The organism is Effusibacillus sp. SKA8, from assembly GCF_058273125.1.
Map to the genome: position 1 here is coordinate 43,615 of NZ_JBZCSF010000015.1, position 26,408 is coordinate 70,022.

Here is a 26,408-nt window from a genome sequence, read left to right on the forward strand (position 1 = left end):
CCTTATTCTTCGTTTGCTTCTCGCGCTTCCAGGTTGAGATTCAGCTTTTCGCCCGAATCATCGTCGTCATCAATTTCCCGCATGACGATTTCCTGCTCGTCCTCCGACAGAATCTTGACATCCATGCCAAGAGACTGAAGTTCTTTGATCAGAACTTTAAACGACTCAGGAACACCCGGTTCCGGGACGTTTTCACCTTTTACGATCGCTTCGTATGTCTTCACGCGACCGATGACGTCGTCTGATTTAACCGTAAGAATTTCTTGCAGCGTGTAAGCGGCCCCGTACGCTTCCAGTGCCCACACTTCCATTTCACCGAAGCGCTGTCCGCCAAACTGGGCTTTACCGCCAAGCGGCTGTTGGGTGACCAGCGAGTAAGGACCGGTGGAACGCGCATGGATTTTGTCGTCAACCAGGTGGTGCAGTTTCAACATATACATGACACCAACGGTAACACGATTCTCGAACGGTTCACCCGTTCTGCCGTCATACAGCACATGTTTGCCGTCCCGCGCCAATCCCGCTTCTTCCAGCGTGTCAAACACATCATCTTCGCTCGCTCCGTCAAATACAGGGGTAGCCACGTGTATACCGAGGGTGCGTGCAGCCATCCCCAAGTGGACTTCAAGCACCTGGCCAATGTTCATCCGGGACGGGACGCCAAGCGGGTTCAAAACGACCTGAACCGGCGTTCCGTCTTCCAAAAACGGCATGTCTTCCTCCGGCATGATCCGCGCAACGACACCCTTGTTGCCGTGACGGCCAGCCATTTTATCGCCTTCGGAAATCTTCCGCTTCTGGGCAATATAGACCCGAACGAGTTGATTGACGCCCGGCGGCAGTTCATCGCCGTTTTCACGGGTGAACACTTTCACGTCGACGACGATACCGGCTCCGCCGTTGGGAACGCGAACGGAGGTGTCACGGACTTCACGGGCTTTTTCACCAAAAATCGCATGCAGCAACCGCTCTTCCGCCGTCAGTTCCGTAACTCCTTTCGGGGTCACCTTTCCGACGAGTATGTCTCCTGCGTTCACTTCGGCACCAATCCGGATAATCCCGCGCTCATCGAGATTTTTAAGAGCGTCTTCGCCAACGTTTGGAATATCCCGCGTGATTTCCTCCGGCCCAAGCTTCGTATCCCGCGCTTCCGCTTCGTATTCTTCGATATGGATGGATGTGTACACATCTTCCTTGACAAGCTTCTCCGAAAGCAAAATCGCGTCCTCGTAATTGTACCCTTCCCACGTCATGAAAGCGACAAGCACATTCTTGCCGATCGCCATTTCCCCCTGGTCGGTGGCGGGCCCGTCGGCAATGATGTCGCCTTTCTTGACCGTCTCGCCGACTTTTACGATCGGACGCTGATTGATGCAGGTTCCCTGATTGGAACGGGCAAACTTCAGCAACTTGTATTTATGCAAATTGCCCTTGACAGTCTTTCCGTCAACTTCTTGCTGCTCGCGAATCCAGATTTCGCTTGCGTCCACCCGCTCGACAACCCCGTCATGCTTGCTGACGACAACCGCCCCCGAATCTTTGGCGGCCCTATGCTCCAAACCGGTGCCAACGAACGGCGCATCCGGAACAAGCAAAGGCACCGCTTGCCGTTGCATGTTCGATCCCATCAACGCCCGATTGGCATCATCGTTCTCAAGGAACGGGATCAGCGCGGTCGCAACGGAAACGATCTGCTTGGGTGACACGTCCACATAATCGAGACGATCAGGCGACAAAATAAGAGTCTCCTCTTTGTAGCGAACGATGACGGCATCGTCCAAAATGTTCCCTTCCTCGTCCAGCCTTACGCTGGCTTGCCCGATCACGTATTCGTCCTCTTCGTCCGCCGTCAGATAATGGATGGTGTCGGTCACCCTGCCGGTTTCCGGATCGACGCGGCGATAGGGAGTTTCGATAAATCCAAACTCGTTGATCCTTGCGTAAGTCGACAACGAATTGATCAGACCGATGTTCGGCCCTTCCGGCGTCTCGATCGGACACATTCTGCCATAGTGAGAATGGTGGACGTCCCGGACTTCAAAGCCGGCCCGCTCACGGGTCAAACCGCCGGGTCCGAGTGCGGACAGACGGCGTTTGTGAGTCAATTCGGCCAGCGGATTCGTTTGATCCATGAATTGCGACAGTTGGCTGGAACCAAAGAATTCCTTAATGGCGGCAATGACCGGACGAATGTTGATCAGGGCTTGCGGCGTAATCGCGTTGGCATCCTGAATCGACATCCGCTCGCGGACAACCCGTTCCATCCGGGAGAGTCCGATCCGGAACTGATTTTGCAGCAATTCACCCACCGATCGGAGGCGACGGTTGCCGAGATGGTCGATATCATCCGTTGAACCCACACCGTGCAAAAGGTTTAGAAAATACGAAATCGAGGCGATAATGTCTGCAGCGGTGATATGTTTGACACTTTTGTCAACACCCGCATTCCCGATCACCTTGATGACTTTTCCTTCATCATGCGGAGCGTAGATTTTAATCTCCTGCACAACGATCTGCTCTTCCGCAACAATTCCGGACGTGGTTCTGTACTCGACCTTGTTGACGGAGCTTTCAAGCGTCGGAAGAATCCGATCGAGCAGACGCCGGTCAACGATCTGTCCCGCTTCCGCCAGAATTTCCCCCGTATCGGGATCGACCAATTTTTCCGCCAGGCGTTGATTCAACAGGCGGTTTTTGATATGAAGTTTTTTATTGATTTTATAACGTCCCACATTGGCAAGATCGTAACGCTTAGGGTCAAAAAAACGCGAAATCAACAGGTTGCGGGCGTTCTCCAATGTCGGAGGTTCACCGGGACGAAGCCGTTCGTAAATCTCCAGCAGCGCTTTTTCCGACGAATCCGTGTTGTCTTTGTCCAACGTATTGCGAAGGTATTCGCTCTCCCCCAGCAGATCGATGATCTCCGCATCGGTCGAGAACCCGAGCGCACGCAAAAGCACTGTCACCGGTATCTTCCTTGTCCGGTCAATCCTTACATACACAATGTCTTTTGCGTCCGTTTCCAATTCAAGCCATGCGCCGCGATTCGGTATAACGGTTGCAGTGTAGGCCTTTTTGCCGTTTTTGTCCGTCTTCGTGTTAAAATATACACTCGGCGAGCGGACCAACTGGCTGACAATAACCCGTTCCGCACCGTTGATGATGAAGGTTCCCGTTTCCGTCATCAGCGGGAAATCCCCCATGAACACTTCCTGCTCTTTCACTTCGCCCGTCTCACGGTTAATCAGGCGAACTTTAACTCGCAACGGCGCCGCATATGTAACATCCCGTTCTTTCGACTCTTCGACGTCGTATTTCGGCTCACCCAAGCTGTAGTCGATAAATTCCAAGACCAGATTCCCGGTAAAATCTTGGATGGGAGAGATCTCCTGAAACATCTCCTTGAGACCCTCGTCGAGAAACCATTGATACGATTTTTGCTGAATCTCGATAAGGTTTGGCAGCTCCATCACTTCTTTGATCCGAGCGTACGTGCGACGTTGCCGCCGACCATACTGAACAAGTTGTTGCTGCAAAACTGTCACCCCTCACCATATGGTCGCCTGAGTGTCTTTGCACTCCTAGACAGCAAAAAGCCCGAATAAAAAACATACCTCCCGACACAAAATGCATCGGGACGATATAAGATTCGAGCTTTCAGAACACAGAAATGGTTACTTTTTACGTTTGCCCAAAAATTATGCGAAATATTCATTTGTAACCATCGAACCGCATAATATCTTCACGCATTTTATTACGATAGCATACGAAAAATCGCTTGTCAACGGAGTCAAGTGTATCATTTTGGCTTTTTGCAGCAGAAAATTCGATAACCTGCCTTTTTCGCCTTATCGTCCACTTCTTCGAACAATTCTTCGAGTTTCTTGCGGGCGGACGGCGCTCCCTGCTTCTTTTGAATGACCAACCACAATTCGCCACCCGGATTCAATCTGGCGGCAGATTCCTCAAAAATCCGGTGAACCACCGCTTTTCCCGCACGAATCGGAGGGTTTGTCAAAATCCGGTCAAACGTCTCGTCACCGACTTGCTTAAACAAGTCGCTCACGCGAACTTCCGCGTTGAAAACCGAATTTTGCAAAAGATTTTTTCTCGCCAGTTCAGCAGCACGTTCGTTGACATCAATCAAAAGCGCGGAGCCCCGGACAGCCAATTTTGCGGCCGTGATTCCAATCGGTCCGTATCCGCACCCCACATCCAGCACGCGTGCTGCAGGCGGAATCTCCATCGTTCCAATCAACAGACGGCTGCCAAAATCGATGCCTCCTTTGGAAAACACCCCCGCATCCGTCCAGAACGCCAGATCAAAACCGCGCAACTTCTCCCGGATGAGCCGCAGGTCATGCGCCGCCGCCGGTTTATTCGAGAAATAATGGTCCGCCACAGGCATCATCCTCTGAACCAAATTCACTCGCCTTATTATAGCGAAACACCCGAAAAAAAGAAAGAAATCCCGCAAAGCGGACCAAATCAGCTAAAAATTGAAAGGGCTGTCGATGGACAGCCCCTTGCTTGCACAGCCACAAGCTTACTTGATTTCGACAGTAGCGCCGGCTTCCTCGAGCTTCGCCTTGATCGCTTCCGCGTCTTCCTTGGAAGTCTTTTCCTTGATCGGCTTCGGAGCGTTGTCGGCGATGTCTTTCGCTTCTTTCAAACCAAGGCCGGTAATTTCACGGATAACTTTAATGACGTTGATTTTGGAAGCGCCCGCGCTGGCAAGGATCACGTCAAACTCCGTCTTCTCTTCCACGGCAGCGGCACCGGGAGCCGCAGCTCCAGCAACGACCACCGGAGCGGCAGCGGTTACGCCGAATTCCTCTTCAATCGCTTTTACAAGTTCGTTCAACTCAAGAACGGACATGCCTTTAATCGCTTCAATAATTTGCTCTTTCGACATGGATAGAACCTCCCCATTGAATTTGAGATGATCATCAGGTTACGCCTGTTGCTCTTTTTGTTCAGCCACTTGCTTGACGGCATATGCAAAGTTCCGCATCGGAGCTTGCAATACGCTAAGCAACATGGAAATAAGACCTTCACGGGACGGCAGGGTTGCGAGTTCCTTTACTTCGTCGAGGCTGACAACGCGACCTTCCAGCACACCCGCCTTGATTTCCAACGCCTTATGTTCCTTTGCAAAATCGTTGAGGATTTTCGCCGGAGCCACAACATCGTCGTAAGAAAACGCGATTGCAGTCGGACCGGTCAGATGCGCATCAAGTTCAGTCAAACCCGCTTCGGCAGTCGCGCGGCGAGTCAAAGTGTTTTTCAGAACTTTGAATTCGACACCCGCTTCCCGAAGTTTTTTTCGCAACTCGGTAACCTCCGCCACGGTCAGTCCGCGATAGTCGGTTACGATCGTGCTTTTGCTGTCACGCAATTTCTGTGTAATCTCTTGCACCAATTGCGCTTTTTCTTCACGAATTCCCATCATTCCACCTCCTGCGACGGACATTTATATTTCAAAATCAATGAGTCCCCGCAGACATACGAGGACTCGGAACATACATAGCCAAACATCTATAACGTTCACAACCTCGGCAGGCACGGATTAAGTGCAAAGCACACCTGCTGTCTACGGTTCACCAAATTCGATTGTCATCACACGCTTCACACGCTTGACATCGTACCACGTTCAGGCAGCAATGTCAAAACGGCAAATCCTTACTTCGCGGTAGCTTCCGATGTAAGCTTGGTCAAGTTCAACTTGACACCGGGGCCCATGGTGGAACTCAGGGTGATGTTCCGAATGTACTGGCCTTTTGCCGCAGCCGGTTTGGCTTTTTGCAGAGCGTCGATCAGCGTGAACAAGTTGTCCAGCAACTTGCCATCCTCAAACGACACCTTACCGATCGGCGCATGGATATTCCCCGCCTTGTCGGTGCGGTATTCAATCTTACCGGACTTGATTTCCTCGACAGCTTTTTTCACATCGAAGGTAACCGTACCGGTTTTCGGATTCGGCATGAGCCCTTTCGGACCAAGCACCCGACCAAGTTTGCCCACGGACGCCATCATGTCCGGCGTCGCAACGACGACGTCAAAATCAAACCAACCCTGGTTGATTTTGTTGATGAGATCTTCGTCTCCTACATAATCGGCACCGGCAGCTTCCGCCTCCTTCGCCTTTTCGCCCTTTGCGAAGACGAGCACGCGCGGCACTTTACCTGTGCCGTGCGGCAATACAACCGCTCCGCGGATTTGCTGGTCCGCTTTTTTCACGTCAACACCCAGACGGATTGCAACTTCAACCGTCTCGTCAAATTTTGCGCTTGCGACCTTTTTCACGAGAGCTACCGCTTCAACCGGATCGTAAACCGCGTTTTTGTCGATCAGCTTGGCAGCTTCCGCGTATTTCTTTGATACAGCCATCCTTATGCTTCCTCCTTTGTGGTATAACGGCAAAGACCTCCCACGAACAAAGGTTGGCGTCAATCCAACCTTCCGACAACGGCACCCAGCGTGCCGCAAATCAGTCTTCGATTACAATCCCCATGGAACGCGCGGTTCCTTCAACCATGCGCATGGCCGCTTCAACACTTGCCGCGTTGAGGTCAGGCATCTTGGTCTCCGCGATTTCGCGAACCTTCGCGCGCTTGATCGTCGCAACCTTCTTTTTGTTCGGCTCACCGGATGCGGTTTCGATGCCCGCAGCCTTTTTCAGCAGGACAGCCGCCGGAGGCGTCTTGGTTTCGAAGGTGAAGGAACGATCTTCGTATACGGTGATCACGACCGGGATGATCAGGCCGCCCTGATCGGCGGTACGAGCGTTGAATTCTTTACAGAACCCCATGATGTTAACCCCGGCTTGACCGAGAGCGGGACCAACCGGCGGCGCAGGGGTGGCTTTACCGGCCGGAATTTGAAGCTTCACGATTTTGATCACTTTCTTAGCCACAACATCCACCTCCTTCTCGTAGTGTGGCAGACGGCAAATGCCCTCCCACTGAACAACCTTGCAACACCGAGTCACACTATAAAATTTAACCGCAATTCAGCCCTGGTCAATCAAACAGGCTCTATTATAACTTCTCGACTTGTGAAAAATCAAGTTCGAGCGGGGTTTCTCTGCCAAACATGGAAACAAGGACTTTCAGCTTTTGTTTATCCGGATGAATTTCTTCCACGCTGCCCACAAAATTGGCAAACGGCCCCTCGACCACGCGTACAGCCTCTTTGAGGGAAAAATCCACCTTCGGCTTCGCTTCGTCAACCCCCATCTGACGAAGAATCGCCCGTACTTCGTGTGGCATGAGCGGAGTGGGTTTGGAACCGGAACCGGAAGATCCGACAAAACCCGTGACACCGGGCGTGTTCCGAACGACGTACCAGGAGTCGTCCGTCATGATCATTTCGACAAGCACATAACCCGGAAAGACTTTCCGCATGACCGTTTTTTTCTTTCCGTTTTTCACTTCCACGTCCTCTTCCACCGGAACCAGGACCCGGAAAATCTTGTCTTGCATCTCCATCGACTGGACGCGCCGTTCCAAGTTGGTTTTCACTTTGTTTTCATAGCCGGAATAGGTATGTACCACATACCAGCGCTTTTCCATGTTTTCCATCCAGTTGAGGGCGGTTGCCCTTCCCCCCTATTTGAGTAATTGCCTATCGACCCACTCCGATGAGTGTCAACAATTCGCTGACACCCAAATCGAACAGGAAGATCACGATGGCCATAAAAAAGCAGGTTGTCAAAACAACCACCGTGTAAGACAGCAGCTCTTTGCGGTTTGGCCAGCGGACTCTTTTCAGTTCTCCCCACCCTTCACGAAAGAAGGAGAAGATTCCTGTCATCTTCCTCATGTTTGTTTACCCTCGTTTCGGATCACGAAAACCTTAACGAGTTTCGCGATGGAGAGTGTGATGGTTACAGAACTTGCAGTATTTCTTCAGTTCAATGCGATCCGGATGGGTCTTTTTGTTCTTCTTCGTAATATAATTTCGCTGTTTGCAATCCGTGCAAGCCAGCGTGACCGTTACTCGCATTCTTGACACCTCCCGCAGGCTTTATACTCTTTGATGGTAACGACCCGATCTCTTGCGAAATCAACCATCCGATTTTTAGGAATACCTAAATAAATTTAGCACAAGGGATATGCGATGTCAATAAAATGCGCGGTACAAATCCGCGGTACAAACCTGGGATCAATTGACATCCCGGATTTCAAGATACCGTTCCAATTTTCTTTTGACCCTCTGCAACGCGTTGTCGATAGACTTGACATGCCGCTTTAAATCGACCGCAATCTCCTGATAGGAACGGCCGTCCAAATAAAGCATCAGCACTTTGCGTTCCAGATCGCTGAGAATTTCCCCCATTTTGATCTCGATGTCGACAAATTCCTCCTGGTTGATAATCAGTTCCTCCGGGTCTGACACACGGGAACCGCAAATCACATCGAGCAACGTACGGTCGGATTCTTCGTCGTAAATGGGCTTGTCCAAAGAAACGTAGGAATTCAGGGGGATATGTTTCTGTCTGGTGGCTGTTTTAATCGCGGTAATGATTTGACGGGTGATGCAAAGTTCGGCAAAAGCCTTAAACGAAGTGAGCTTGTCGTCCCGGTAATCGCGGATCGATTTGTAAAGGCCGATCATGCCCTCTTGCACGATGTCTTCCCGATCCGCACCGATCAAAAAATAGGAACGCGCCTTCGCCCTCACAAAATTTTTGTATCTGTGAATCAGATGCTCAAGCGCTTCATCGTCACCTGCCCGAACCGCTTCAACCAGATCTTCATCCGATAATTCTTCAAACGATTTGACTTCTTCAGCCTCTCGTACATGGACATTCGACGGCAATGCTTATCCCTCCGGACCGACAGCAACTCAAGAGATAAGCCAATTATACTTTATGTAATCTTCCACGGTCAATTGTTAATCCATGTCTTTTCTCCTCCATTTTTCGAAAATTTCCGCCATTTCCTCATCCAATTGATCCGCCAGTGTATTCCTTTTGTTGTCCAACTTTTTGATCTGCCGGCGGATTGATTTGCGGGCTTCCCCGACCCGTTTTCCCAACTCCCCCGCCGAAATGCGGAGCGCTCCTTCGCCAAAAGTGACTTGCTGCTCCACCCGGTCGGAAGTTGCCACATAGATATGCAAAGCCTCTTTTTCCATCTCATACACGATCCGCTCGATCAGTTCGTCGGCAGTTTCATTTTCCTTGGAAAAAAGCACCTGAAGCTGATCGGATTCGTATTTTTTGCGGCTCCCCGGCGACATGTGACCGTCAAACACAACAATCACACGCATGCCGGTAAAAACTTGAAATTCCCTGAGAATCCCCAAAAGCCGTTCCCTTGCGAGTTCAAGACTCTCTTTCTTCAGTTCGGCCAACAACGGCCAAGCCCCTATAATGTTGTACCCGTCAACGATCAATACCTCTTTCATGTCAGGCAACCGCTCGGCAAGTTACGATCTGGCGCCCCGCTGGCGAACCGCTTCATACAACAAGATGCCCGCCGCAACACCCGCATTTAAAGACTGCACTTGGCCGATCATGGGAAGACGCACCAGATAATCGCACCTTTTCTTCACGACTTCGCCGAGCCCCCTGCCTTCATTCCCGATCACCACAGCGATCGGTCCGGTCATGTCCGCCTGGTAATACATCTGTTTGGCGTCGACATCCGTACCGATCACCCAGTATCCCGCTTTTTTCAGCGTTTCGAGAGCCTGTGGGATGTTTGTCACGCGTGCCACCGGTATATGTTCGATCGCACCCGCCGAAGCTTTTGCCACCGCAGCGGTCAATGGAACGGCGCGGCGTTTCGGAATCACGACGCCGTGCGCTCCCGCTCCGTCTGCCGTTCGCAAAACGGAACCCAGATTGTGCGGGTCCTCAATCTCGTCAAGCACCACGATCAGGCCGGGTCGCGGAGACTGGTCAGCCGCCTCCAAGATCCCATCGAGTTCCGCGTATTCTTTGGCTGCCAAATACGCAATGATCCCCTGGTGATTCCGGGTCACCGCGATCGCGTCCATCTTTGCTTTCGGAACTCGCTGCACAACGATTCCCCGTGCTTTTGCCCGCGCCAGAATTTCGTTCGCGGAACCTCCCTCCACGCCTTCCGCCAGCAGAATCTTGTTCAGTTCCCGACCGCTTTTCAGAGCTTCCAGCACCGGGCGGCGCCCTTCCAGTTGTTCCGTGTCGCCGGCAAAAGCCCGCGGTTCAACGTGGCTTTCCCGCTTGCCAACCGGTTTCGCGACAGCCGGTTTGTTTGGAACGGTACGGCCACCGCCCCGGATTTTCGCCGCCGTTTTCGCCTTGGAACGTGTTGTTCTTGCCATGTTCGATCAACCCTTTCGTAAAGTCGAATCCACATATTCGATCGCTTTAGCCGCCAGTTCCCGCAGCCTTTCATAATTTCCTTGCAGGTACAAATATCCGAACAGACTCTCAAATCCCGTGCTGTAACGATAATCAATCACATCGGCATGTTTGGGAACCGTGCCCGACTTGGCGTTTCTTCCCCTGCGAACGACATCCGCCTCTTCTTCCGACAATCCCTTCGCCAAAAAATGCAAAATCTCGGCTTGAGCCTTTGCCTTCACATATCTGACCGACGCTCGCTGCAACCGGTGCGGCCGCATTTCGCCCAAAGCGAGCAGATGCTGGCGAACGAACAGTTCCCAGACAGCGTCCCCGAGATAAGCGAGCGCCAGCGCAGGCATTTCCCGCGGCCGGCCAACGGCTTCCGTCCTCAATTCTTCCATTCGGCTCACTTCCGTTTCCAACGCACGCCTTGCGGCGTATCTTCCAGGATGATTCCCATCTCCAACAACCGGTTGCGAATTTCGTCCGCCCGCTGAAAATCCCGGTTCTTCCGGGCCATCGTACGTTCTTCAATTAGCCTTTGCACTTCTTCCGTCAGCTCGTCCTGCCGCCGATCCGGCAACAACCCCAAAAGCCCGACCAATTCGGTAAGCACGTCACGGTAGGTTGCAACGCCAGCAGCGTTCGCGCCGCCGTCATGCAGATACGAATTCGCTTCCCGCACCAGTTCAAAGATGGCGCTAATCGCATCCGCCGTATTGAAGTCGTCATCCATCGCCGCGATGAATTTTGCACGCAGGGTGTCCGCATCGACCTTCCCGCTGTCTGAATCCCCTTTTCCCGGGTTTGTCAACCAATGATTCAAATTCGCCAGCGCCGTGTCGATCCGCTCCAGCCCCAACGCGGATTGCTCCATCAATTCGTTTGAAAAATCGATCGGATTCCGGTAATGGGCCGACAACAGGAAAAAGCGGATCACCCGCGGCTCGTACCGCTTCAGCAGGTCGTGCACCAATACAAAATTGCCGAGGGACTTTGACATCTTCTCGTTATTGATGTTGACATAGCCGTTATGCATCCAGTAACGCGCGAAAGGCTTTCCGTTCGCCGCTTCCGACTGCGCAATCTCGTTTTCGTGGTGCGGAAAAATCAGGTCATGTCCGCCCGCGTGAATGTCCAGCGTCTCCCCCAGATATTTTTTGCTCATCGCGGAGCATTCGATGTGCCACCCGGGCCGCCCCTCTCCCCAGGGGGAAGGCCAGCTCACTTCGCCGGGTTTGGCGGCTTTCCACAATGTGAAGTCCAGCGGGTTCCGCTTTTTCTCCGATATTTCGATACGCGCCCCCGCCATCAGATCGTCGATCGATTGTTTCGAAAGTTTTCCGTAAGGCGGGAATTGAGCCGTGCTGTAATACACGTCGCCATCCATCACATACGCATACCCTTTTTCAATCAATTGTTCAATCATCCCGAGAATATCCCGTATATGTTCCGTGACGCGGGGGTGCACATCCGCCCTGCGGATGCCCAATAACTCCGCATCGTGAAAATAGGCTTCCACGAACCGGTCGGCCACCGTTTGCGGATGAACCTTCTCTTCGTTGGCAACCCGGATGATTTTGTCATCAACGTCGGTGAAATTCTGCACATACGTAACGTCAAATCCCCGGTACTCAAGATAGCGGCGCACCACATCGAAAATCAAAAACGGCCGGGCGTTCCCGATGTGAAAATAGTTGTAAACCGTCGGGCCGCACACGTACATCCGGACTTTGCCCGGTTCCCGCGGCACAAATTCCTCTTTCTGCCGGGTCAACGTATTATAGATTCGAATCGCCACTCGACTTGCCTCCATTCTTCAGTTCAGCGATTTCCTCACGCAGCGCATTGATCTCGTCCTGCATCTGTTTGATCATCTCCATCACGGGGTCGGGCAGATTGGTCTGATCCAGATCGTCCAACCGGCGGCCGTCCTGAATCACCACGCGCCCCGGTACCCCCACAACCGTCGAATTCGGAGGGACCGGCTTCAGCACCACCGAACCCGCACCGATTTTCGAATTGTCTCCTACTGTGATCGAACCCAGGACCTTCGCCCCGCTGGCAATCAAAACACGGTTTCCGATCGTCGGGTGCCGCTTCCCTTTTTCTTTGCCGGTTCCCCCGAGGGTTACGCCCTGATAAATCGTGACATCGTCGCCGATTTCCGCCGTCTCGCCGATCACCACGCCGGCACCGTGGTCAATAAACAGGCGGCGACCGATTTTTGCTCCGGGATGAATCTCGATTCCCGTCAAAAAACGCGCAAATTGCGAGATGAACCGCGCTGTGGTGTAGTACTTTCTTTTGTAAAACGCATGGGCAATCCGGTACAACCACAACGCATGCAACCCCGAATAGGTCAGTACGACCTCAAATGTGCTTCTCGCCGCCGGATCGCGGTCAAACACAGCCTGTACGTCTTCTTTCATCAGTTTAAACATATCGTTCCACCCTCTGATCCCGAAAATAAAAAACCGCCCCCACAATCAGAGGCGGCTATGTAACCCGCGGTTCCACTCTGAATTTCTCCCCAAACCATTCCAAGCGGTCTGGAAGAGCCACTCTCTGCCTGATAACGGAGGCTTCCGGCGGGCATTACTCGGCAACCGGCCTTTCCTCCCGCGAAGAACCAAGGGGCATTCTGCGCGTTTCCGGTGATCGCCACTTCCAGCCGGTTTTCCGGTGGCGACTCTCTGGCACTTTCCGCACGCATACTCGTCCTTGTCATGCTCTTTGGCTGTTTTCATTGTCGGACAAACGAATTTTATACGGTGGCCAATATGGTTTGCAGACGCGAAACCACCCGATCCCGCCCCAGCAATTCCAGAGAGCGGTTCAAATCCGGGCCGTGGGTTTGCCCCGTGGCAGCAGCCCGTACAGTCATGAACAAAGCGCGGCCCTTATAACCCGTTTCCTTTTGGATCTCTTTCAGCGCCGCCTGAATCGAGTCGGCAGTCCAAGCGGACAATTGTTTTGCTTTTTCAACAAAAGCCGAAATCACCGCCGGCACTTGTTCTTCTTTCAGCACGTCAGCCGCTTCACCCTCGTACGCAACCTCATCTTGGAAAAACTGTTTCGCCATTTCCGGCAGCTGCGCCACATAAGACAATTGCTCTTTGTACAGGGCGACAAGGGAGCCGACCCATTCGCGGTCAAACGTGTCGCCGATCAGTCCCGCCCGCTGCAGTTGCGGGATCGCCAATTCCACAATCCGTTCGAGTTCCGCTTGTTTGATGTAATAGCCGTTCATCCAGGCCATTTTGTCGGGATCAAAAATCGCCCCCGATTTGGACACCCGTTCCAACGAAAACGCTTGAACCAGTTCGTTCAGCGAAAAGATCTCCCGTTCGCCGCCGGGAGACCATCCCAAAAGCGCCAGGTAATTGAGGATCGCCTCCGGCAAATACCCCAGATTGCGGTATTGCTCGATAAACTGAACGATTGACTCGTCGCGTTTTGAAAGCTTTTTCCCGTCCCGGTTGAGAATCAGCGACACATGGGCAAACTCGGGCGTGTCCCAGCCAAACGCGTCATAGATCAGGATCTGGCGCGGAGTGTTGGACAGATGCTCTTCTCCGCGAATGACATGCGTTATTTTCATCAGATGATCGTCGATCGCTACAGCAAAATTATAAGTGGGAATGCCGTCGGATTTCACGATCACATAGTCCCCGATGCCGTCGGATTCAAACTGCATCTCGCCGCGGACACGATCGGTAAAAGTGATCACCTGCCCGTCCGGAACGCGGAACCGAACCGTCTTTTTGCGGCCTTCCGCCTCAAACGCGGCTTTTTGCTCAGGAGTCAAATGCCGGCAGCGTCCCGTATATCGCGGTAGCTCGCCCTTGGCGAACAACTCCTGCCGCTCCTTCTCCAGCTCTTCCTCGGTGCAATAGCAATAATACGCTTTGCCTTCAGCGAGCAACCGATCCACGTATTGCCGGTAAATATCCAGCCGCTCCATGCATCTGTAGGGACCGTACTCGCCGCCGATTCCGGGGCCTTCATCCCATTCGAGCCCCAGCCACTTGAAGTTCTCAAGGAATTTTTCGTCCGCATGTTCCACGTTGCGCGTCTGATCGGTGTCTTCAATCCGCAGAATGTAGACACCGCCGAGTTTCTTGGCCAGAAGGTAATTAAACAGCGCGGTGCGGGCGCCTCCGATATGCAAATGTCCGGTCGGACTCGGCGCATATCTTACACGTGCAGACATTCGATTCATCTCCCCAAAATGCGAATCCCGAACAAGAGGTTCCAAGAACTAAAATATAAATCCTCTCCCCATTTTAGTCAACCGATACCAGCAGGACAACCGTTTGCGCGGCAATTCCCTCGCCGCGGCCGGTGAAGCCGAGTTGTTCGGTCGTTGTCGCTTTGACATTGACCTGGCTCAACCCCGCTTCCAGTTCCTTTGCGATGACTCTTCGCATTTCTTCAATGTACGGGGCGAGTTTCGGTTTTTGCGCAATGATCGTGCAGTCGATGTTCCCCAGCCGGTAACCTTTTGCTTTGACCATTTCCCAAACGCGGCGGAGCAGTTCGACCGAGTCCGCCCCACGGTACCGTTCATCGGTGTCGGGAAAATGACGCCCTATGTCCCCCGCGGCAATGGCGCCTAACAGGGCGTCTTTCACCGCATGCAGTAAAACATCCGCGTCGGAGTGGCCAAGAAGACCCTTTTCGTAAGGGATTGTAACACCGCCCAGTGTTAAAGGCCGCCCCTCCACCAGTTGATGGACGTCAAACCCCGTTCCGACCCTTATCATCCGAATCTCCTCCCTCGTTGCAGTTAACGCAGCTCGTTTTGCGCAAACGCTTCTGCAATTGTCAGATCTTCTGGCGTGGTAATTTTAATGTTGCGATACGAACCGTCCACCACCCGGACGGGATAGCCCACCGCTTCCACCAATGAGGCGTCATCCGTATATCGCAAGCCATTTCCGGCCTTTTTGTGAGCGTCTCGCAGAATCCGGGCTTGAAACGCTTGTGGAGTTTGCACCGCATAAAGAACTTCGCGCGGCAGCGTTTCTTCCACAATGCCGTCTTTAATTTTTTTGATGGTGTCTTTCACCGGCGTTCCGATGGTAGCCGCTCCAAACTCCGCCGCCGTTTCGATGACGCGGTCGATTTCTTCCGGAGTAACAAACGGCCGCGCCCCGTCGTGAACGACAACGAGTTCGACAGTTTCATCCAGCGCCTGCAAACCGTTCCGCACCGAATCTTGCCGTTCCTTGCCGCCTGCGGCGTAACGGGTCACCCGTCGAAGCCCGTATTGGGTTACCAGTCGTTTTGCGTCGTCCAGTTCCTCTTCCCCCACCACAAGCACGATGTCCCGGATCAAGGCCGACTGTTCAAGCGCCCGCAGCGTGCGAACGATTAAAGGCAATCCGGCAATCTCCAAATAAGGTTTCTTGATTTTGGATTTCATGCGGGAACCGCTGCCCGCCGCAACCACAACAGCCGATGCTTTCAACTTGCCCGTCTCCCCTACACACCTGTCAAAGGAAAAATGAAATCTCCAAAACCAAAAACAGAGGGTCTCGCGGCAAAATGGAGACCCCAAAAAACGTCCGGAAACTTTCCGTTTACAAAGCTTTTTCCAGCAGCTTCGGCTTTGCAAAAATCATGCGGCCGGCCGAAGTCTGCAAGACGCTCGTCACCATGACTTCCAGCCGCGTGCCGATAAATTCCTTGCCGCCTTCGACGACGATCATCGTGCCGTCATCCAGGTATCCTATGCCTTGCCCATATTCTTTGCCATCTTTGATCAACTGCACCATAATTTCTTCGCCGGGCAGCACCACCGGTTTCACCGCGTTCGCCAAGTCGTTGATGTTCAACACGCCAACCCCTTGCAATTCGCAGACTTTATTCAGGTTAAAGTCATTAGTGACGACTTTTCCGTTCAACTGCTTGGCAAGACGGATCAGCTTGGAATCCACTTCCTGAATGTCGTCAAAATCGATTTCCATAATGTTGACCTTAATGTTCAATTCCTTTTGGATCCGATTCAGGATATCCAGGCCGCGGCGCCCCCGGTTGCGCTTCAACACATCGGACGAATCCGCTATGTGCTGCAATTCGGCAAGAACGAAGGTCGGAATCACGAGAGTTCCGTCAAGAAACCCCGTTTTTACAATATCCGCGATCCGTCCGTCAATGATGACGCTCGTATCAAGAATTTTCGCATCGCCAGCTCTGGCGGCCGATTTGTTTTTCTCCTTGTTCCCAAATTTGCCGGGAAAGAAGGAAATCAGCTCTTCGCGTTTGCTGTATCCGATCCGAAACCCGAGAATTCCCAACAGCACGCTGGTGAACGCTTGAACGACTTCGCCGACCACCGGAATGTTTGTGATGGCGGGCGAAAGCAGATAGGCGACGATCAAACCTGCAACGGTTCCCAAAACTCCGGCGAACACGTCCGACAAAGGGGCTTTCAGCAATTTTTCTTCAAACCAACGGATCAGCGACACGCTGTAGTCGACCATCCAAGCCGTGGCAAGTATAAAAAGCGTACCCCCCAACGCGGCACCAAAAAACGGCGACGTGAAAGGCGGATAATTCAATTTAATAAAATCAAACCGGATGAGTGCAAACAAATGGGGGCCGAACGTATAACCCAACACCATGCCAATCATCGCAAAAAACAGATGAACAATTCGCTTGATCATGAACATTTCACCTCCTTGTTACAAATTATGGACAGAAATCAGCTTCCAAAAACTCGGGGCCCGTATTTTTAAAGACCATTTTATTACAAATATCAGATTACCACAACTCGAACGTTTAGTCAAATTTTAGAAAATTTAATTTTATCACACAGTTTTTGCACCCGTCAATAAAAATAAAAACAGCCATATTCCGGCTGTTGTTTCATTTCACCTAGACCTCGAATTTCGAATCAAAGGAATCCCGGGCCATGATTGCGGATTTTTTCTTGCGGCGGGAACTAATGTTTTTTTTTAATCCGTAGATCGCATAAAGAGCCAACGGCAGGAAAATTAACTTGCTGGCCTGATCCGGGTAATAAATAAACACAAAAGCCACAAACGCGGCCAAAACCGGCACCACCCAATAAGCCGCTTTTGGAATGCCGACTTTTTTAAAATTGGGATATTTGATGCGGGATACCATCAGATAGGACAACCCCAGCATCGCGACCGGCAGAATCACATCCGCTCCGGGGATCAATTCATAGTAGAGCGCCATCGTCGCCAATATCCCGCCGGCAGCGGTAATCGGAAGTCCGACAAAATAGTTCGGGTTCCCGGCTGTCACATTAAACCTCGCCAGCCTATACGCGCCGCAGATGGGAAAAATTCCGGTAATCACCATTCCGATCCAGCCGAGTTGATGCAGAATCACTCCGTACATGATGAAAGCGGGCGCCACGCCAAAGGAAATAACGTCTGACAAGGAGTCCAACTCTTTTCCAAAGTCGCTGGTCGCATTCAACGCCCTTGCGATGCGCCCGTCCAACCCGTCAAGCAACATTCCGACAATCACAAAGATGGCGGCCAGCCCAAACTGTTCGTTAAAAGCAAGAATGATAGAAATAATTCCCAGAAAAAGGTTGCCTATCGTAAAAGCGCTCGGCAGCGCTTTAGCAAACATACGGGTACCCCCTATCAGGTGAAAACAAGCAATCACTATTTGTATTCTAACCATAATAACGAGATTTAAATGTGCCTGTCAATAAACACCTGTTCCTGAATTCGCCGCAGTCCCTCCTTAATCGCTCTCGCCCGCACTTCTCCAATCCCTTCCACATCGTCCAATTCTTCCACTGTGGCGCTCAAGATCCGGCTTAACGTCGAAAAATGGGAAACCAGATTTTCAATGACCGGATGGGGCAGACGCGGAATTTTTGTCAGGATCCGATAACCGCGTGCCGACACCGGCTCTTCGGCAATATTGATATCCCCGTTGTAGCCGAGGATCCGGACGATCGCTTCTCCGTCCAGCAGATCCTCTGACGAAAGCGAGTGCAATTCGGTCAGGATCTGATGGGGAGTCAGCTCCGTGTCACGGCAAAAATCTTTTACCAGCAGATACGCTTCTTCGTCCACTTTGGAAACCAGCTCGTCAAGCTGCATGGAAATCAGGCGGCCTTCTGTCCCTAGTTCAGTAATATATCGTCGAATTTCCATTTTTATGCGCAAAACCATTTCGATTCTCTGCATCACCATGACAACTTCATGCAGAGTCACCAGCTCCTCGAATTCCAAGGCGCTTAAGTTGGTCAACGACTGATCCAGCACCGCTTTGTAGCGTTCCAGCGTGTTGATCGCCTGATTCGCTTTTGACAGGATCACGCTGATGTCTTTCAATGTATACCGAAAATTGGACTGATACAGCGTAACGACATCACGCCGTTGCGAAATGCAGATCACGATCTGGCCCGTTTGTTTCGCCACCCGTTCCGCCGTGCGGTGGCGGGTCCCCGTCTCGAACGATGGAATCGAAGCGTCAGGAGTCAACTGGGCGTTCGCGATCAAAATGCGTTTCAGGTCTTCACTCAGTATAATGGCCCCGTCCATTTTTGCAAGTTCGTACAGATTGGCCGGAGTGTACTCGCAATCGATATGAAAACCGCCATCGACGATTTTCTCCATCGCTTCCGTCAATCCTATTACAATCAACGCACCGGTTTTGGCACGAAGAACGTTTTCAAGACCTTCTCGCAAACTGGTTCCGGGTGCGGTCAACCGTAACAACTTATGGATCATGTTTTCTTTTTTGATGTCTTCTCGCATCAAGGTCACCCCCGGAACACGATTTCGAATGCCTGTTGCATACGATCGACACCCACGACCTCGATCCCTGCAGGCGGCATCCAGCCTTTTAAATTTTGGGCCGGAATGATGATTCTTGTAAACCCCAGCTTCTGCGCTTCCTTTACGCGCTGTTCGATTCTCGACACGCCCCGGATCTCGCCTGCCAGCCCGATTTCCCCAACAAAAACGTCATTTGGACTCATGCAAATCTCTTTAAAACTCGACGCCACAGCAAGAGCGACTCCCAAATCGATTGCCGGTTCATCCAAACGCACACCGCCGGCGACATTGAGATACGCGTCTTGCGATCCGACGTACAGCCCCATCCTTTTTTCCAAAACCGCCATAATCATGGAGACGCGGTTGTGATCGATTCCGTTCGCTTGGCGGCGAGGATTGCCGAACGCGGTGGGGCACACCAGAGCCTGAATTTCCACCAGAACCGGCCTCGTCCCTTCCAGCGAGGCAACAACCGCCGATCCGGGGGCGCCCTGGGAACGATCCGACAAAAACATCTCCGATGGGTTTTCCACTTCGACCAAGCCCTCTTCCCGCATTTCAAAAACCCCGATTTCGTTTGTCGAGCCGAAGCGATTTTTTACGGCGCGAAGGATCCGGTACGTGTGGTGCCGTTCCCCTTCAAAATAAAGCACCGCATCCACCATGTGCTCCAGCATGCGCGGCCCCGCGATCGCACCTTCTTTCGTGACATGGCCGACGATAAACGTCGCAATTCCGGAAGTTTTCGCCATGCGCAAAAGCTGCCCCGTACACTCCCGCACTTGCCCTACGGAACCGGGGGCTGAACCGACAGCAGGATGGTGGACGGTTTGAATCGAATCAACGATGAGAAAGTCGGGTTTTATGGCGGCAATCTGGATTTCAACCTGCGCAAGATCGGTTTCGGAGAGGATCAAAAGATTGGGGGATTCGATACGTAACCGGTCGGCGCGAAGCTTAATCTGTTGAGCCGACTCTTCCCCCGACACATAGAGCACTTTCAGCCCTTTGGCCGCCAGTCGGTAAGAGGTTTGCAGCAAAAGGGTGGATTTGCCGATTCCCGGGTCCCCACCGACCAAAACAAGCGAACCGGGGACAATTCCTCCACCCAGCACGCGGTCCGTTTCCGCCGATCCGGTTCTGACCCGGGGTTCGAGGGAGATATCGATCTTGTCGATACTTTCGGCTTTTGAAGGATGCACGGGAAGACCTGACGGCACCCCGATTGTTCCCAAACGTTCCACTTCTTCCACCATCCGGTTCCACGTATTGCAACCGGGGCATTTTCCCATCCATTTCGGGCTTTCGTATCCGCATTCCTGGCATACGTATTTGGATTTGACTTTTGCCATGGGTCTCCAAAATTCTCCCGTTCGAATAATCATCCCACTTTTTACTATATACCAAACCCACCGCTTTTTCCAGAAACCGCAGGCATGCAAAAAGCACCCAAGAACAGGTGCTTTTTTCAGATAATTCCAATCATGCTTTGGCTTCAAAAGCCGCCAATTCCTCGTCATATCCGACCAGACCAAGGTTGTACGCTTTTTCAACAAGTGTCAGGATCTCCCGTTTCAATTCAGGATTTCCTACGCTTGCGACGACACGCTTTCCAACTTGGAAACCGTCAACTGATCGCCTTCCATGTCAATTTTTACTTTGTCGCCGCGCTGGATGGTGCCGGTGAGCAACGCCTCGGACAATTTATCCTCGATATGGCGCTGGATCGCACGCTTCAACGGACGGGCCCCATATGTCGGATCATATCCCTCTTTGGCAAGGAACGCTTTCGCTTCATCCGACAGTACGAAGTCGATATTCTGCTCTTTCAGCCGCTTGCGGAGATCTTCCGCCATCAGGTTGACAATCTCCTTGATATGCTCTTCCGCCAGCGGATGGAACACGATGATTTCGTCAATGCGGTTGAGGAATTCCGGTCGGAATTGTCTTTTCAATTCGTCCATCACCCGGTCTTTCATATCGACGTAATCCGCTTCTTTCGACGCGGTGAAGCCGAGAGCGCCGCCTTTTTTGATCGTTTGAGCGCCAACGTTTGAAGTCATGATCACGATCGTGTTGCGGAAGTCAACGGTTCTTCCCTTCGCATCGGTCAGTCTTCCGTCGTCTAACAGCTGCAGCAGAATGTTAAACACTTCGGGATGGGCTTTCTCAATTTCGTCAAGCAGCACGACAGAATAGGGTTTGCGGCGCACCGCCTCCGTCAACTGACCCCCTTCCTCGTATCCGACGTATCCGGGAGGCGCTCCGACCAGGCGAGAGGTGGTATGACGTTCCATGTATTCGGACATGTCGATTCGGACCATCGCATTTTCGTCGCCGAACATCGCTTCCGCAAGCGCTCTCGCCAGCTCGGTTTTCCCGACACCTGTCGGCCCCAGGAAGATAAACGAACCGATCGGGCGTTTCGGGTCTTTCAGCCCCGCACGGGCACGCCGGACGGCGCGAGCGATCGCCTTGACCGCTTCTTCTTGGCCAATCACCCGGTTGTGGAGAATCCCTTCGAGTTTCATCAGACGCTCGCTTTCTTCTTCAGCCAGTTTACGGACCGGGATTCCCGTCCACATCGAGACGATGTCCGCAATGTCCTCAGCGGTGACAACCGTGTCTTTCTTGACTTGGTTTTGCTGCCATTCGACTTTGCGTGCTTCCAGTTCTTCCCGCAGCTTTTGCTCCTTATCCCGCAAAGAGGCGGCTTTTTCAAATTCCTGGCTCTGTACGGCCGATTCTTTTTCGAATCGGACTTCTTCCAGCTTTTCTTCAAGTTCTTTCAGGTTCGGCGGCTGCGTATGAGTGCGCAGTCGTACGCGGGATGCCGCTTCATCGATCAAGTCGATCGCTTTGTCCGGCAAGAAACGGTCGGTAATATAGCGGTCGGACAGCCGCACAGCCGCTTCCAGCGCTTCGTCGGAAATTTTGACGCGGTGATGCGCTTCGTAACGGTCCCGTAGACCGTGCAAAATCTGGATGGCATCTTCCACGTTCGGCTGATCGACCACAATCGGTTGGAATCTCCGTTCCAATGCCGCATCTTTTTCGATATGCTTGCGGTATTCGTCCAGCGTGGTCGCGCCGATGCACTGCAGTTCGCCGCGTGCAAGCGCCGGTTTCAGGATGTTGGAAGCGTCGATGGCCCCTTCCGCGCCGCCCGCCCCGATCAACGTGTGCAGTTCGTCGATAAACAGAATAACGTTTCCTGCTTGGCGAATCTCGTCCATGATTTTTTTCAAGCGGTCTTCAAATTCGCCGCGGTATTTGGTGCCGGCGACGACGGTTCCCATATCGAGCACCATCACCCGTTTGTTACGGAGCGTCTCCGGGATTTCGTTTTCCACAATCCGCTGCGCAAGCCCTTCCGCGATCGCCGTTTTCCCGACACCCGGTTCGCCGATCAGGACCGGATTGTTTTTGGTGCGGCGGGAAAGAACTTGGATGACGCGCTCAATTTCCTTGGAACGCCCGATCACCGGGTCCAGCTTTCCGTCTCTCGCCATCGCCGTAAGATCGCGGGCCAACGAGTCCAGAGTCGGCGTATTGACCGATTGCTGGGATTCCGGGCTGTTGTCGTTCACGTCCCCACCCAGAAGCTGCAGCACTTGTTGCCGCGCTTTGTTGAGCGATACGCCCAAGTTTGACAGAACTCTCGCCGCCACGCCTTCCCCTTCGCGGATCAGCCCCAGCAAAATATGCTCGGTGCCGACGTAGTTATGTCCCAGCTTACGGGCTTCGTCAATCGAGAGTTCAATGACTTTTTTCGCCCGCGGGGTATAAGCCATGCCGCCTGACTGTCCTTGACCGCGACCGATAATTTTTTCGACTTCTTTTTGGATTTTGTCGCTGGACAATCCGAGACTTACCAGCGCTTTTGCCGCGATGCCCTCTCCTTCGCGGACGAGGCCGAGCAAAATGTGTTCCGTTCCGACTCCCGAATGGCCTAGCCGATTCGCTTCCTCCTGTGCCAGAGCCAACACTTTTTGCGCACGTTCCGTAAAACGTCCAAACATCATACCAGACACCCCTTTTATTAAAATTTTATTATTCCACCGCAGAGTTTGCACGAAATCGTTCCCGAATGATGGCGGCTCTTCTCCAATCCCGTTCGCCGGGCGCCAATTCTTTACCGGTCAGCTTTTGCAAGAAAGCGGGACGGATCATGACCATCAACTCTTTCAGGATACCTGCCGGCATGCCTTTGATCGTGCCGAGGTCGATGCCGAGCTTGACATCCGACAACCGCTGCATGGCTTCTTTCGATTCGATTTTTCTTGCGTATGCCAAAATTCCGTAGGACCGCCAGATCCGATCTTCCAGCGATTCGCGGTTTTCCCGCAGCAACTGGTTGCGGGCGGATCGTTCGTGCTCGAGGATCTGTTTGACAACCGCTTGCAGGTTATCAAGTATCTCTTCCTCCGACTGCCCCAACGTAATTTGATTTGAAATTTGGAAAATATTCCCTATCGCATCGCTGCCTTCGCCGTACAACCCGCGGACCGCCAGTCCAACTTGCGAGATCGCCGTCAAAATTCGATTGATCTGATTGGTTAACACCAACCCGGGCAAGTGCATCATGACGGAAGCCCGTATGCCTGTACCCACGTTGGTCGGACAGGACGTCAGAAAACCGTATTTTTCATCGAACGCATAATCCAGCTTGGATTCCAAAATATCGTCCACCTGGCTTGCCAGTCGCCAGGCGTCATGAATCTGAAATCCAGGGAAGATGCATTGGATACGGAGGTGGTCCTCTTCATTGATCATGATGGAGACCGTTTCATCCCCGAGCACCGCAAACGCGCCGTGCCGCTCTTCCTCGGCCAAAGCCGGAGAAATCAGGTGTTTTTCCACAAACACCTGCCGTTCCACATCCGACAGTTCCCGGCTTCGAAACAGTTCGAACTTGCCGATCGCCCGCATTTCGGGACTGGACACCGCTTTGCGGACTTCCTCCACAACCTTTTCCGCATCGCCGTCCGTCAGCAAAATGGGAAAAGCGTAACGCGCCAGGTTCCGCGCGATTCGAATTCGCGTAGAGATCACAATATCGGATGCCGGACCTTCTTCTTTCATCCACCTGGGGCTCGTGTTAAGAAATTCATTGATCGACACGCCGCACACCTCCTTAACTGCCCAATTGCTTTTCCAACTCTCGAATTTTGTCGCGCAAAACGGCAGCCTCTTCGAACTTTTCCAATTGCACGGCTGTTTGCAACTGCTGACGGAGTTTGTCCAATTCCCGTCTGGTTTTGAGCCTACCCCCTGTTCGCTGCGGAACTTTGCCCGCATGTGTCGTCGAACCGTGGACTTTTCGCATAAGCGGATCAAGCCGGGATTGAAAGTGTTTGTAGCAATCGGCACACCCGAAACGTCCCGCTTGGCTGAATTGCGTGTAGGTCAAACCGCATGTGGCGCAGCGTGGAGGGGTCGCAACCGGTGCGTCCGGATGTTCAAAATTCAACAATCCCGATAACAAACTATTCAGAGAGAAAGCTCCGGTTGTTTTGTTGATCCATTCCCCTTTTTCCCGGGCACATGATTCACAAAGATGAAATTCGCTCTTGTCGCCCTGCACAATTTTGGTGAAATGAACGGTGGCCGGTCGTTGTCCGCATTCCTGACATTTCATTCGGATCCCTCCTATCCCCTGAGAATCGCCCTGAGCATTGCAGCCAGCAAGTTGGCTCGCAACCGGTCTCGTTCGGGTGTAGCGATCTGCAAAACATCCCGGTGAACAGCCGCTTCGAGCATACGGGCCTCACGATCGGTGATCAGTTCCTCTTCCAGCAGACGGTGAATGATTCCCTCCGCCTCTTTCTGTGTGATATCGGATCCGATCAGGTTAACGACCGCCCGGAATACATTCGAAGCGGGGTTTAGTTCCAGCTTGTGGATGCGAATATATCCTCCTCCCCCGCGCTTGGATTCAACGACATACCCCTTTTCAAAGGTAAACCTTGTGCTGATCACGTAGTTAATCTGTGAGGGGACACACCGAAAACGATCCGCCAATTCGCTTCGTTGAATCTCGATATAACCGGTTGAACTCGACTTCAGAATCTCTTTGATGTATTGTTCGATAATATCGGAGATCTTGCTCAGACGGATCACCCCCATTATGAAAAATGTGACGACAAAATATCTGTGTGTAACAAGGTTTTGACTTTGACTATTTTTGATCTTTAACCAAATTATACAACCTTCATTTTCGAATTGCAAGATCGTGCCAATTACAAAATTTCTTCAATTTTATGTACGATATGACCGCTGACCTGCTTTATTTCTCTAACCTTCCCTCCCGTTGAAGACGATATGCAGACGATCCCTTTGGCTCCGTAGTCATTCGGCGCGATTCCAACCGACGGATACAAACCGCTTTGCCATAGATTCCGGAGACGCGTGTGATCCCTTCCGGTTTTGGAATCTTTCCTCCAAAATCCCCTTCCTCTTTTATGCGTCTGAATGTATCATTATAACTAGAACGACCGGTTGTTTGGGATTGTCACAAAAAACCTTCATTTTTTACACAAACATTTGAAAAAAAGGGGAAAAACAAGTATATATGATACAATAACATTTGGTCGAATCTTGTCGCATCACAATTTTGTCTCAGGATTTGTAAAGCTGAAAGGAAGCGATCACGGTATGGCAATCAACAAATACGAAGAAATCGCACAAGCGGCAATCAAGCTGTTTGAACAAAAAGGATATCACGCAACATCTGTGCAAGATATCGCCGATGAAGTCGGCCTGCAAAAAGGAAGTCTGTATCATTACATTTCCAGTAAAGAAGAATTGCTGATGAAGATCACCCAACAATCCATCAGCGGTTTCAATCGCCGCCTGGAAAAAATTATTGAAACCGAGGTATCCGCAAAAGACCGTTTGATTCTGGCAATTCAAAATCATATTGTGGGTGTCGCGGCAAATCTGCAGATGACTACCGTTCTTTTGCGAGAGGCATTCTCTTTGGAACCCGATCACCACCGGGTCATAAAAGCTGAAACGGACCGGTATTTGAATCTCTGGACGAAAATTATCGACGATGGCGTTAAATCAGGAGAGCTAAAACCCGGCAACAGCCGTCTGATCGCTCTCGCCATTCTCGGTAGTTGCAATTGGCTGCACCGTTGGTATCAAGAAGGGGGAAAAATGACCCCCGAAGAGATAGGAAATTATTTTGCCCATATTTTCTTGGAAGGAATTCGGAAGTAACGATACGTAGTCGTTGTCCTTTCCTAAGAGATGACGCGCCCCTGCTGGGCGTACTACCAGCA

27 protein-coding genes and 1 other annotated feature are annotated in these 26,408 nt (G+C 52.0%); of the genes, 1 reads left to right on the top strand and 26 read right to left on the bottom strand.

The genetic code is table 11. The annotated features are described in order from the left end of the window. Positions 1 to 2: 2 nt before the first annotated feature. The 26 genes from rpoB to AC4ED1_RS12560 all read right to left on the bottom strand — a co-directional run bounded on the left by rpoB (position 3) and on the right by AC4ED1_RS12560 (position 25,233). Entirely contained in the window at positions 3 to 3,536 is a 3,534-nt protein-coding gene (rpoB, locus tag AC4ED1_RS12435) for a DNA-directed RNA polymerase subunit beta (protein ID WP_490939063.1), read from the bottom strand. Positions 3,537 to 3,799: 263 nt separating this feature from the next. Next, complete coding sequence (locus tag AC4ED1_RS12440) at positions 3,800 to 4,402, bottom strand: class I SAM-dependent methyltransferase (RefSeq protein WP_490939065.1); 603 nt, start codon at positions 4,400 to 4,402, stop codon at positions 3,800 to 3,802. Between the two features lie 144 nt (positions 4,403 to 4,546). After that, a complete protein-coding gene (rplL, locus tag AC4ED1_RS12445) occupies positions 4,547 to 4,915 on the bottom strand; it encodes a 50S ribosomal protein L7/L12 (protein WP_490939067.1) in 369 nt (122 codons plus the stop codon). A 39-nt stretch (positions 4,916 to 4,954) separates the two neighbouring features. Continuing rightward, a complete protein-coding gene (rplJ, locus tag AC4ED1_RS12450) occupies positions 4,955 to 5,449 on the bottom strand; it encodes a 50S ribosomal protein L10 (protein ID WP_490939069.1) in 495 nt (164 codons plus the stop codon). 28 nt (positions 5,450 to 5,477) lie between these two features. Further along, positions 5,478 to 5,617: a sequence feature (ribosomal protein L10 leader region), on the bottom strand. Positions 5,618 to 5,682: 65 nt separating this feature from the next. Beyond that, positions 5,683 to 6,390 carry a 50S ribosomal protein L1 gene (rplA, locus tag AC4ED1_RS12455; protein WP_490939071.1) on the bottom strand — a complete coding sequence of 236 codons (708 nt, stop codon included), beginning with the start codon at positions 6,388 to 6,390 and terminating at the stop codon, positions 5,683 to 5,685. 100 nt (positions 6,391 to 6,490) lie between these two features. Next, positions 6,491 to 6,916, bottom strand: a complete 426-nt coding sequence (gene rplK, locus AC4ED1_RS12460; protein ID WP_490939073.1) for a 50S ribosomal protein L11 — start codon at positions 6,914 to 6,916, stop codon at positions 6,491 to 6,493. A 124-nt stretch (positions 6,917 to 7,040) separates the two neighbouring features. Next, on the bottom strand, positions 7,041 to 7,574 hold the full coding sequence (nusG, locus tag AC4ED1_RS12465) for a transcription termination/antitermination protein NusG (RefSeq protein ID WP_490939075.1): 534 nt from the start codon (positions 7,572 to 7,574) through the stop codon (positions 7,041 to 7,043). 52 nt (positions 7,575 to 7,626) lie between these two features. Next, on the bottom strand, positions 7,627 to 7,824 hold the full coding sequence (gene secE / locus AC4ED1_RS12470; protein ID WP_490939077.1) for a preprotein translocase subunit SecE: 198 nt from the start codon (positions 7,822 to 7,824) through the stop codon (positions 7,627 to 7,629). 33 nt (positions 7,825 to 7,857) lie between these two features. Further along, positions 7,858 to 8,007 carry a 50S ribosomal protein L33 gene (gene rpmG, locus AC4ED1_RS12475; RefSeq protein WP_490939079.1) on the bottom strand — a complete coding sequence of 50 codons (150 nt, stop codon included), beginning with the start codon at positions 8,005 to 8,007 and terminating at the stop codon, positions 7,858 to 7,860. Between the two features lie 159 nt (positions 8,008 to 8,166). Next, on the bottom strand, positions 8,167 to 8,823 hold the full coding sequence (sigH, locus tag AC4ED1_RS12480; protein WP_490939081.1) for an RNA polymerase sporulation sigma factor SigH: 657 nt from the start codon (positions 8,821 to 8,823) through the stop codon (positions 8,167 to 8,169). A gap of 75 nt (positions 8,824 to 8,898) precedes the next feature. After that, positions 8,899 to 9,414: an NYN domain-containing protein gene (locus tag AC4ED1_RS12485; protein ID WP_490939083.1), complete on the bottom strand. Its 516-nt coding sequence runs from the start codon at positions 9,412 to 9,414 to the stop codon at positions 8,899 to 8,901. 21 nt (positions 9,415 to 9,435) lie between these two features. Beyond that, a complete protein-coding gene (gene rlmB, locus AC4ED1_RS12490; protein WP_490939084.1) occupies positions 9,436 to 10,314 on the bottom strand; it encodes a 23S rRNA (guanosine(2251)-2'-O)-methyltransferase RlmB in 879 nt (292 codons plus the stop codon). Between the two features lie 6 nt (positions 10,315 to 10,320). Continuing rightward, a complete protein-coding gene (locus AC4ED1_RS12495) occupies positions 10,321 to 10,740 on the bottom strand; it encodes a Mini-ribonuclease 3 (protein WP_490939085.1) in 420 nt (139 codons plus the stop codon). Positions 10,741 to 10,745: 5 nt separating this feature from the next. After that, on the bottom strand, positions 10,746 to 12,140 hold the full coding sequence (cysS, locus tag AC4ED1_RS12500) for a cysteine--tRNA ligase (protein ID WP_490939086.1): 1,395 nt from the start codon (positions 12,138 to 12,140) through the stop codon (positions 10,746 to 10,748). Continuing rightward, complete coding sequence (gene cysE, locus AC4ED1_RS12505) at positions 12,121 to 12,783, bottom strand: serine O-acetyltransferase (RefSeq protein WP_490939087.1); 663 nt, start codon at positions 12,781 to 12,783, stop codon at positions 12,121 to 12,123. The genes cysS and cysE overlap by 20 nt, the downstream gene beginning before the upstream one ends. A gap of 323 nt (positions 12,784 to 13,106) precedes the next feature. After that, positions 13,107 to 14,555, bottom strand: coding sequence for a glutamate--tRNA ligase (gene gltX, locus AC4ED1_RS12510; RefSeq protein ID WP_490939088.1), 1,449 nt, complete (start codon positions 14,553 to 14,555; stop codon positions 13,107 to 13,109). Positions 14,556 to 14,628: 73 nt separating this feature from the next. Then, positions 14,629 to 15,108 (bottom strand): 2-C-methyl-D-erythritol 2,4-cyclodiphosphate synthase, encoded by a 480-nt coding sequence (gene ispF, locus AC4ED1_RS12515; protein WP_490939089.1) that lies wholly within the window; start codon positions 15,106 to 15,108, stop codon positions 14,629 to 14,631. 23 nt (positions 15,109 to 15,131) lie between these two features. Beyond that, positions 15,132 to 15,815 (bottom strand): 2-C-methyl-D-erythritol 4-phosphate cytidylyltransferase, encoded by a 684-nt coding sequence (gene ispD, locus AC4ED1_RS12520; protein ID WP_490939090.1) that lies wholly within the window; start codon positions 15,813 to 15,815, stop codon positions 15,132 to 15,134. A 112-nt stretch (positions 15,816 to 15,927) separates the two neighbouring features. After that, the gene (locus AC4ED1_RS12525) at positions 15,928 to 17,013 is read right to left on the bottom strand and encodes a PIN/TRAM domain-containing protein (protein WP_490939092.1); all 1,086 of its coding nucleotides are present in this window, start codon (positions 17,011 to 17,013) and stop codon (positions 15,928 to 15,930) included. A 211-nt stretch (positions 17,014 to 17,224) separates the two neighbouring features. Further along, entirely contained in the window at positions 17,225 to 17,956 is a 732-nt protein-coding gene (gene pssA / locus AC4ED1_RS12530) for a CDP-diacylglycerol--serine O-phosphatidyltransferase (protein ID WP_490939094.1), read from the bottom strand. A 65-nt stretch (positions 17,957 to 18,021) separates the two neighbouring features. Further along, positions 18,022 to 19,098, bottom strand: a complete 1,077-nt coding sequence (disA, locus tag AC4ED1_RS12535) for a DNA integrity scanning diadenylate cyclase DisA (RefSeq protein ID WP_490939096.1) — start codon at positions 19,096 to 19,098, stop codon at positions 18,022 to 18,024. Between the two features lie 5 nt (positions 19,099 to 19,103). Continuing rightward, positions 19,104 to 20,471 carry a DNA repair protein RadA gene (gene radA, locus AC4ED1_RS12540; protein ID WP_490939098.1) on the bottom strand — a complete coding sequence of 456 codons (1,368 nt, stop codon included), beginning with the start codon at positions 20,469 to 20,471 and terminating at the stop codon, positions 19,104 to 19,106. A 237-nt stretch (positions 20,472 to 20,708) separates the two neighbouring features. Then, a complete protein-coding gene (locus tag AC4ED1_RS12545) occupies positions 20,709 to 23,144 on the bottom strand; it encodes an ATP-dependent Clp protease ATP-binding subunit (protein WP_490939100.1) in 2,436 nt (811 codons plus the stop codon). Positions 23,145 to 23,172: 28 nt separating this feature from the next. Further along, entirely contained in the window at positions 23,173 to 24,243 is a 1,071-nt protein-coding gene (gene mcsB / locus AC4ED1_RS12550) for a protein-arginine kinase McsB (protein ID WP_490939102.1), read from the bottom strand. Between the two features lie 13 nt (positions 24,244 to 24,256). Next, positions 24,257 to 24,760, bottom strand: a complete 504-nt coding sequence (gene mcsA, locus AC4ED1_RS12555) for a protein-arginine kinase activator protein McsA (RefSeq protein ID WP_490939104.1) — start codon at positions 24,758 to 24,760, stop codon at positions 24,257 to 24,259. 11 nt (positions 24,761 to 24,771) lie between these two features. Continuing rightward, a complete protein-coding gene (locus AC4ED1_RS12560; protein WP_490939110.1) occupies positions 24,772 to 25,233 on the bottom strand; it encodes a CtsR family transcriptional regulator in 462 nt (153 codons plus the stop codon). A gap of 543 nt (positions 25,234 to 25,776) precedes the next feature. Here AC4ED1_RS12560 and AC4ED1_RS12565 point away from each other — a divergent pair. Beyond that, entirely contained in the window at positions 25,777 to 26,346 is a 570-nt protein-coding gene (locus AC4ED1_RS12565) for a TetR/AcrR family transcriptional regulator (protein ID WP_490939106.1), read from the top strand. Positions 26,347 to 26,408 lie beyond the last annotated feature (62 nt).

Excerpts from the sequence above, each read along its gene's own strand:
- rplL (WP_490939067.1), bottom strand. The coding sequence starts at position 4,915 with ATGTCGAAAGAGCAAATTATTGAAGCGATTAAAGGCATGTCCGTTCTT.
- rplJ (WP_490939069.1), bottom strand. The coding sequence starts at position 5,449 with ATGGGAATTCGTGAAGAAAAAGCGCAATTGGTGCAAGAGATTACACAG.
- rplA (WP_490939071.1), bottom strand. The coding sequence starts at position 6,390 with ATGGCTGTATCAAAGAAATACGCGGAAGCTGCCAAGCTGATCGACAAA.
- nusG (WP_490939075.1), bottom strand. The coding sequence starts at position 7,574 with ATGGAAAAGCGCTGGTATGTGGTACATACCTATTCCGGCTATGAAAAC.
- secE (WP_490939077.1), bottom strand. The coding sequence starts at position 7,824 with ATGAGGAAGATGACAGGAATCTTCTCCTTCTTTCGTGAAGGGTGGGGA.
- rpmG (WP_490939079.1), bottom strand. The coding sequence starts at position 8,007 with ATGCGAGTAACGGTCACGCTGGCTTGCACGGATTGCAAACAGCGAAAT.
- AC4ED1_RS12485 (WP_490939083.1), bottom strand. The coding sequence starts at position 9,414 with ATGAAAGAGGTATTGATCGTTGACGGGTACAACATTATAGGGGCTTGG.
- rlmB (WP_490939084.1), bottom strand. The coding sequence starts at position 10,314 with ATGGCAAGAACAACACGTTCCAAGGCGAAAACGGCGGCGAAAATCCGG.
- AC4ED1_RS12495 (WP_490939085.1), bottom strand. The coding sequence starts at position 10,740 with ATGGAAGAATTGAGGACGGAAGCCGTTGGCCGGCCGCGGGAAATGCCT.
- cysE (WP_490939087.1), bottom strand. The coding sequence starts at position 12,783 with ATGTTTAAACTGATGAAAGAAGACGTACAGGCTGTGTTTGACCGCGAT.
- gltX (WP_490939088.1), bottom strand. The coding sequence starts at position 14,555 with ATGTCTGCACGTGTAAGATATGCGCCGAGTCCGACCGGACATTTGCAT.
- ispF (WP_490939089.1), bottom strand. The coding sequence starts at position 15,108 with ATGATAAGGGTCGGAACGGGGTTTGACGTCCATCAACTGGTGGAGGGG.
- AC4ED1_RS12525 (WP_490939092.1), bottom strand. The coding sequence starts at position 17,013 with ATGATCAAGCGAATTGTTCATCTGTTTTTTGCGATGATTGGCATGGTG.
- pssA (WP_490939094.1), bottom strand. The coding sequence starts at position 17,956 with ATGTTTGCTAAAGCGCTGCCGAGCGCTTTTACGATAGGCAACCTTTTT.
- disA (WP_490939096.1), bottom strand. The coding sequence starts at position 19,098 with ATGCGAGAAGACATCAAAAAAGAAAACATGATCCATAAGTTGTTACGG.
- radA (WP_490939098.1), bottom strand. The coding sequence starts at position 20,471 with ATGGCAAAAGTCAAATCCAAATACGTATGCCAGGAATGCGGATACGAA.
- AC4ED1_RS12545 (WP_490939100.1), bottom strand. The coding sequence starts at position 23,144 with ATGATGTTTGGACGTTTTACGGAACGTGCGCAAAAAGTGTTGGCTCTG.
- mcsA (WP_490939104.1), bottom strand. The coding sequence starts at position 24,760 with ATGAAATGTCAGGAATGCGGACAACGACCGGCCACCGTTCATTTCACC.
- AC4ED1_RS12565 (WP_490939106.1), top strand. The coding sequence starts at position 25,777 with ATGGCAATCAACAAATACGAAGAAATCGCACAAGCGGCAATCAAGCTG.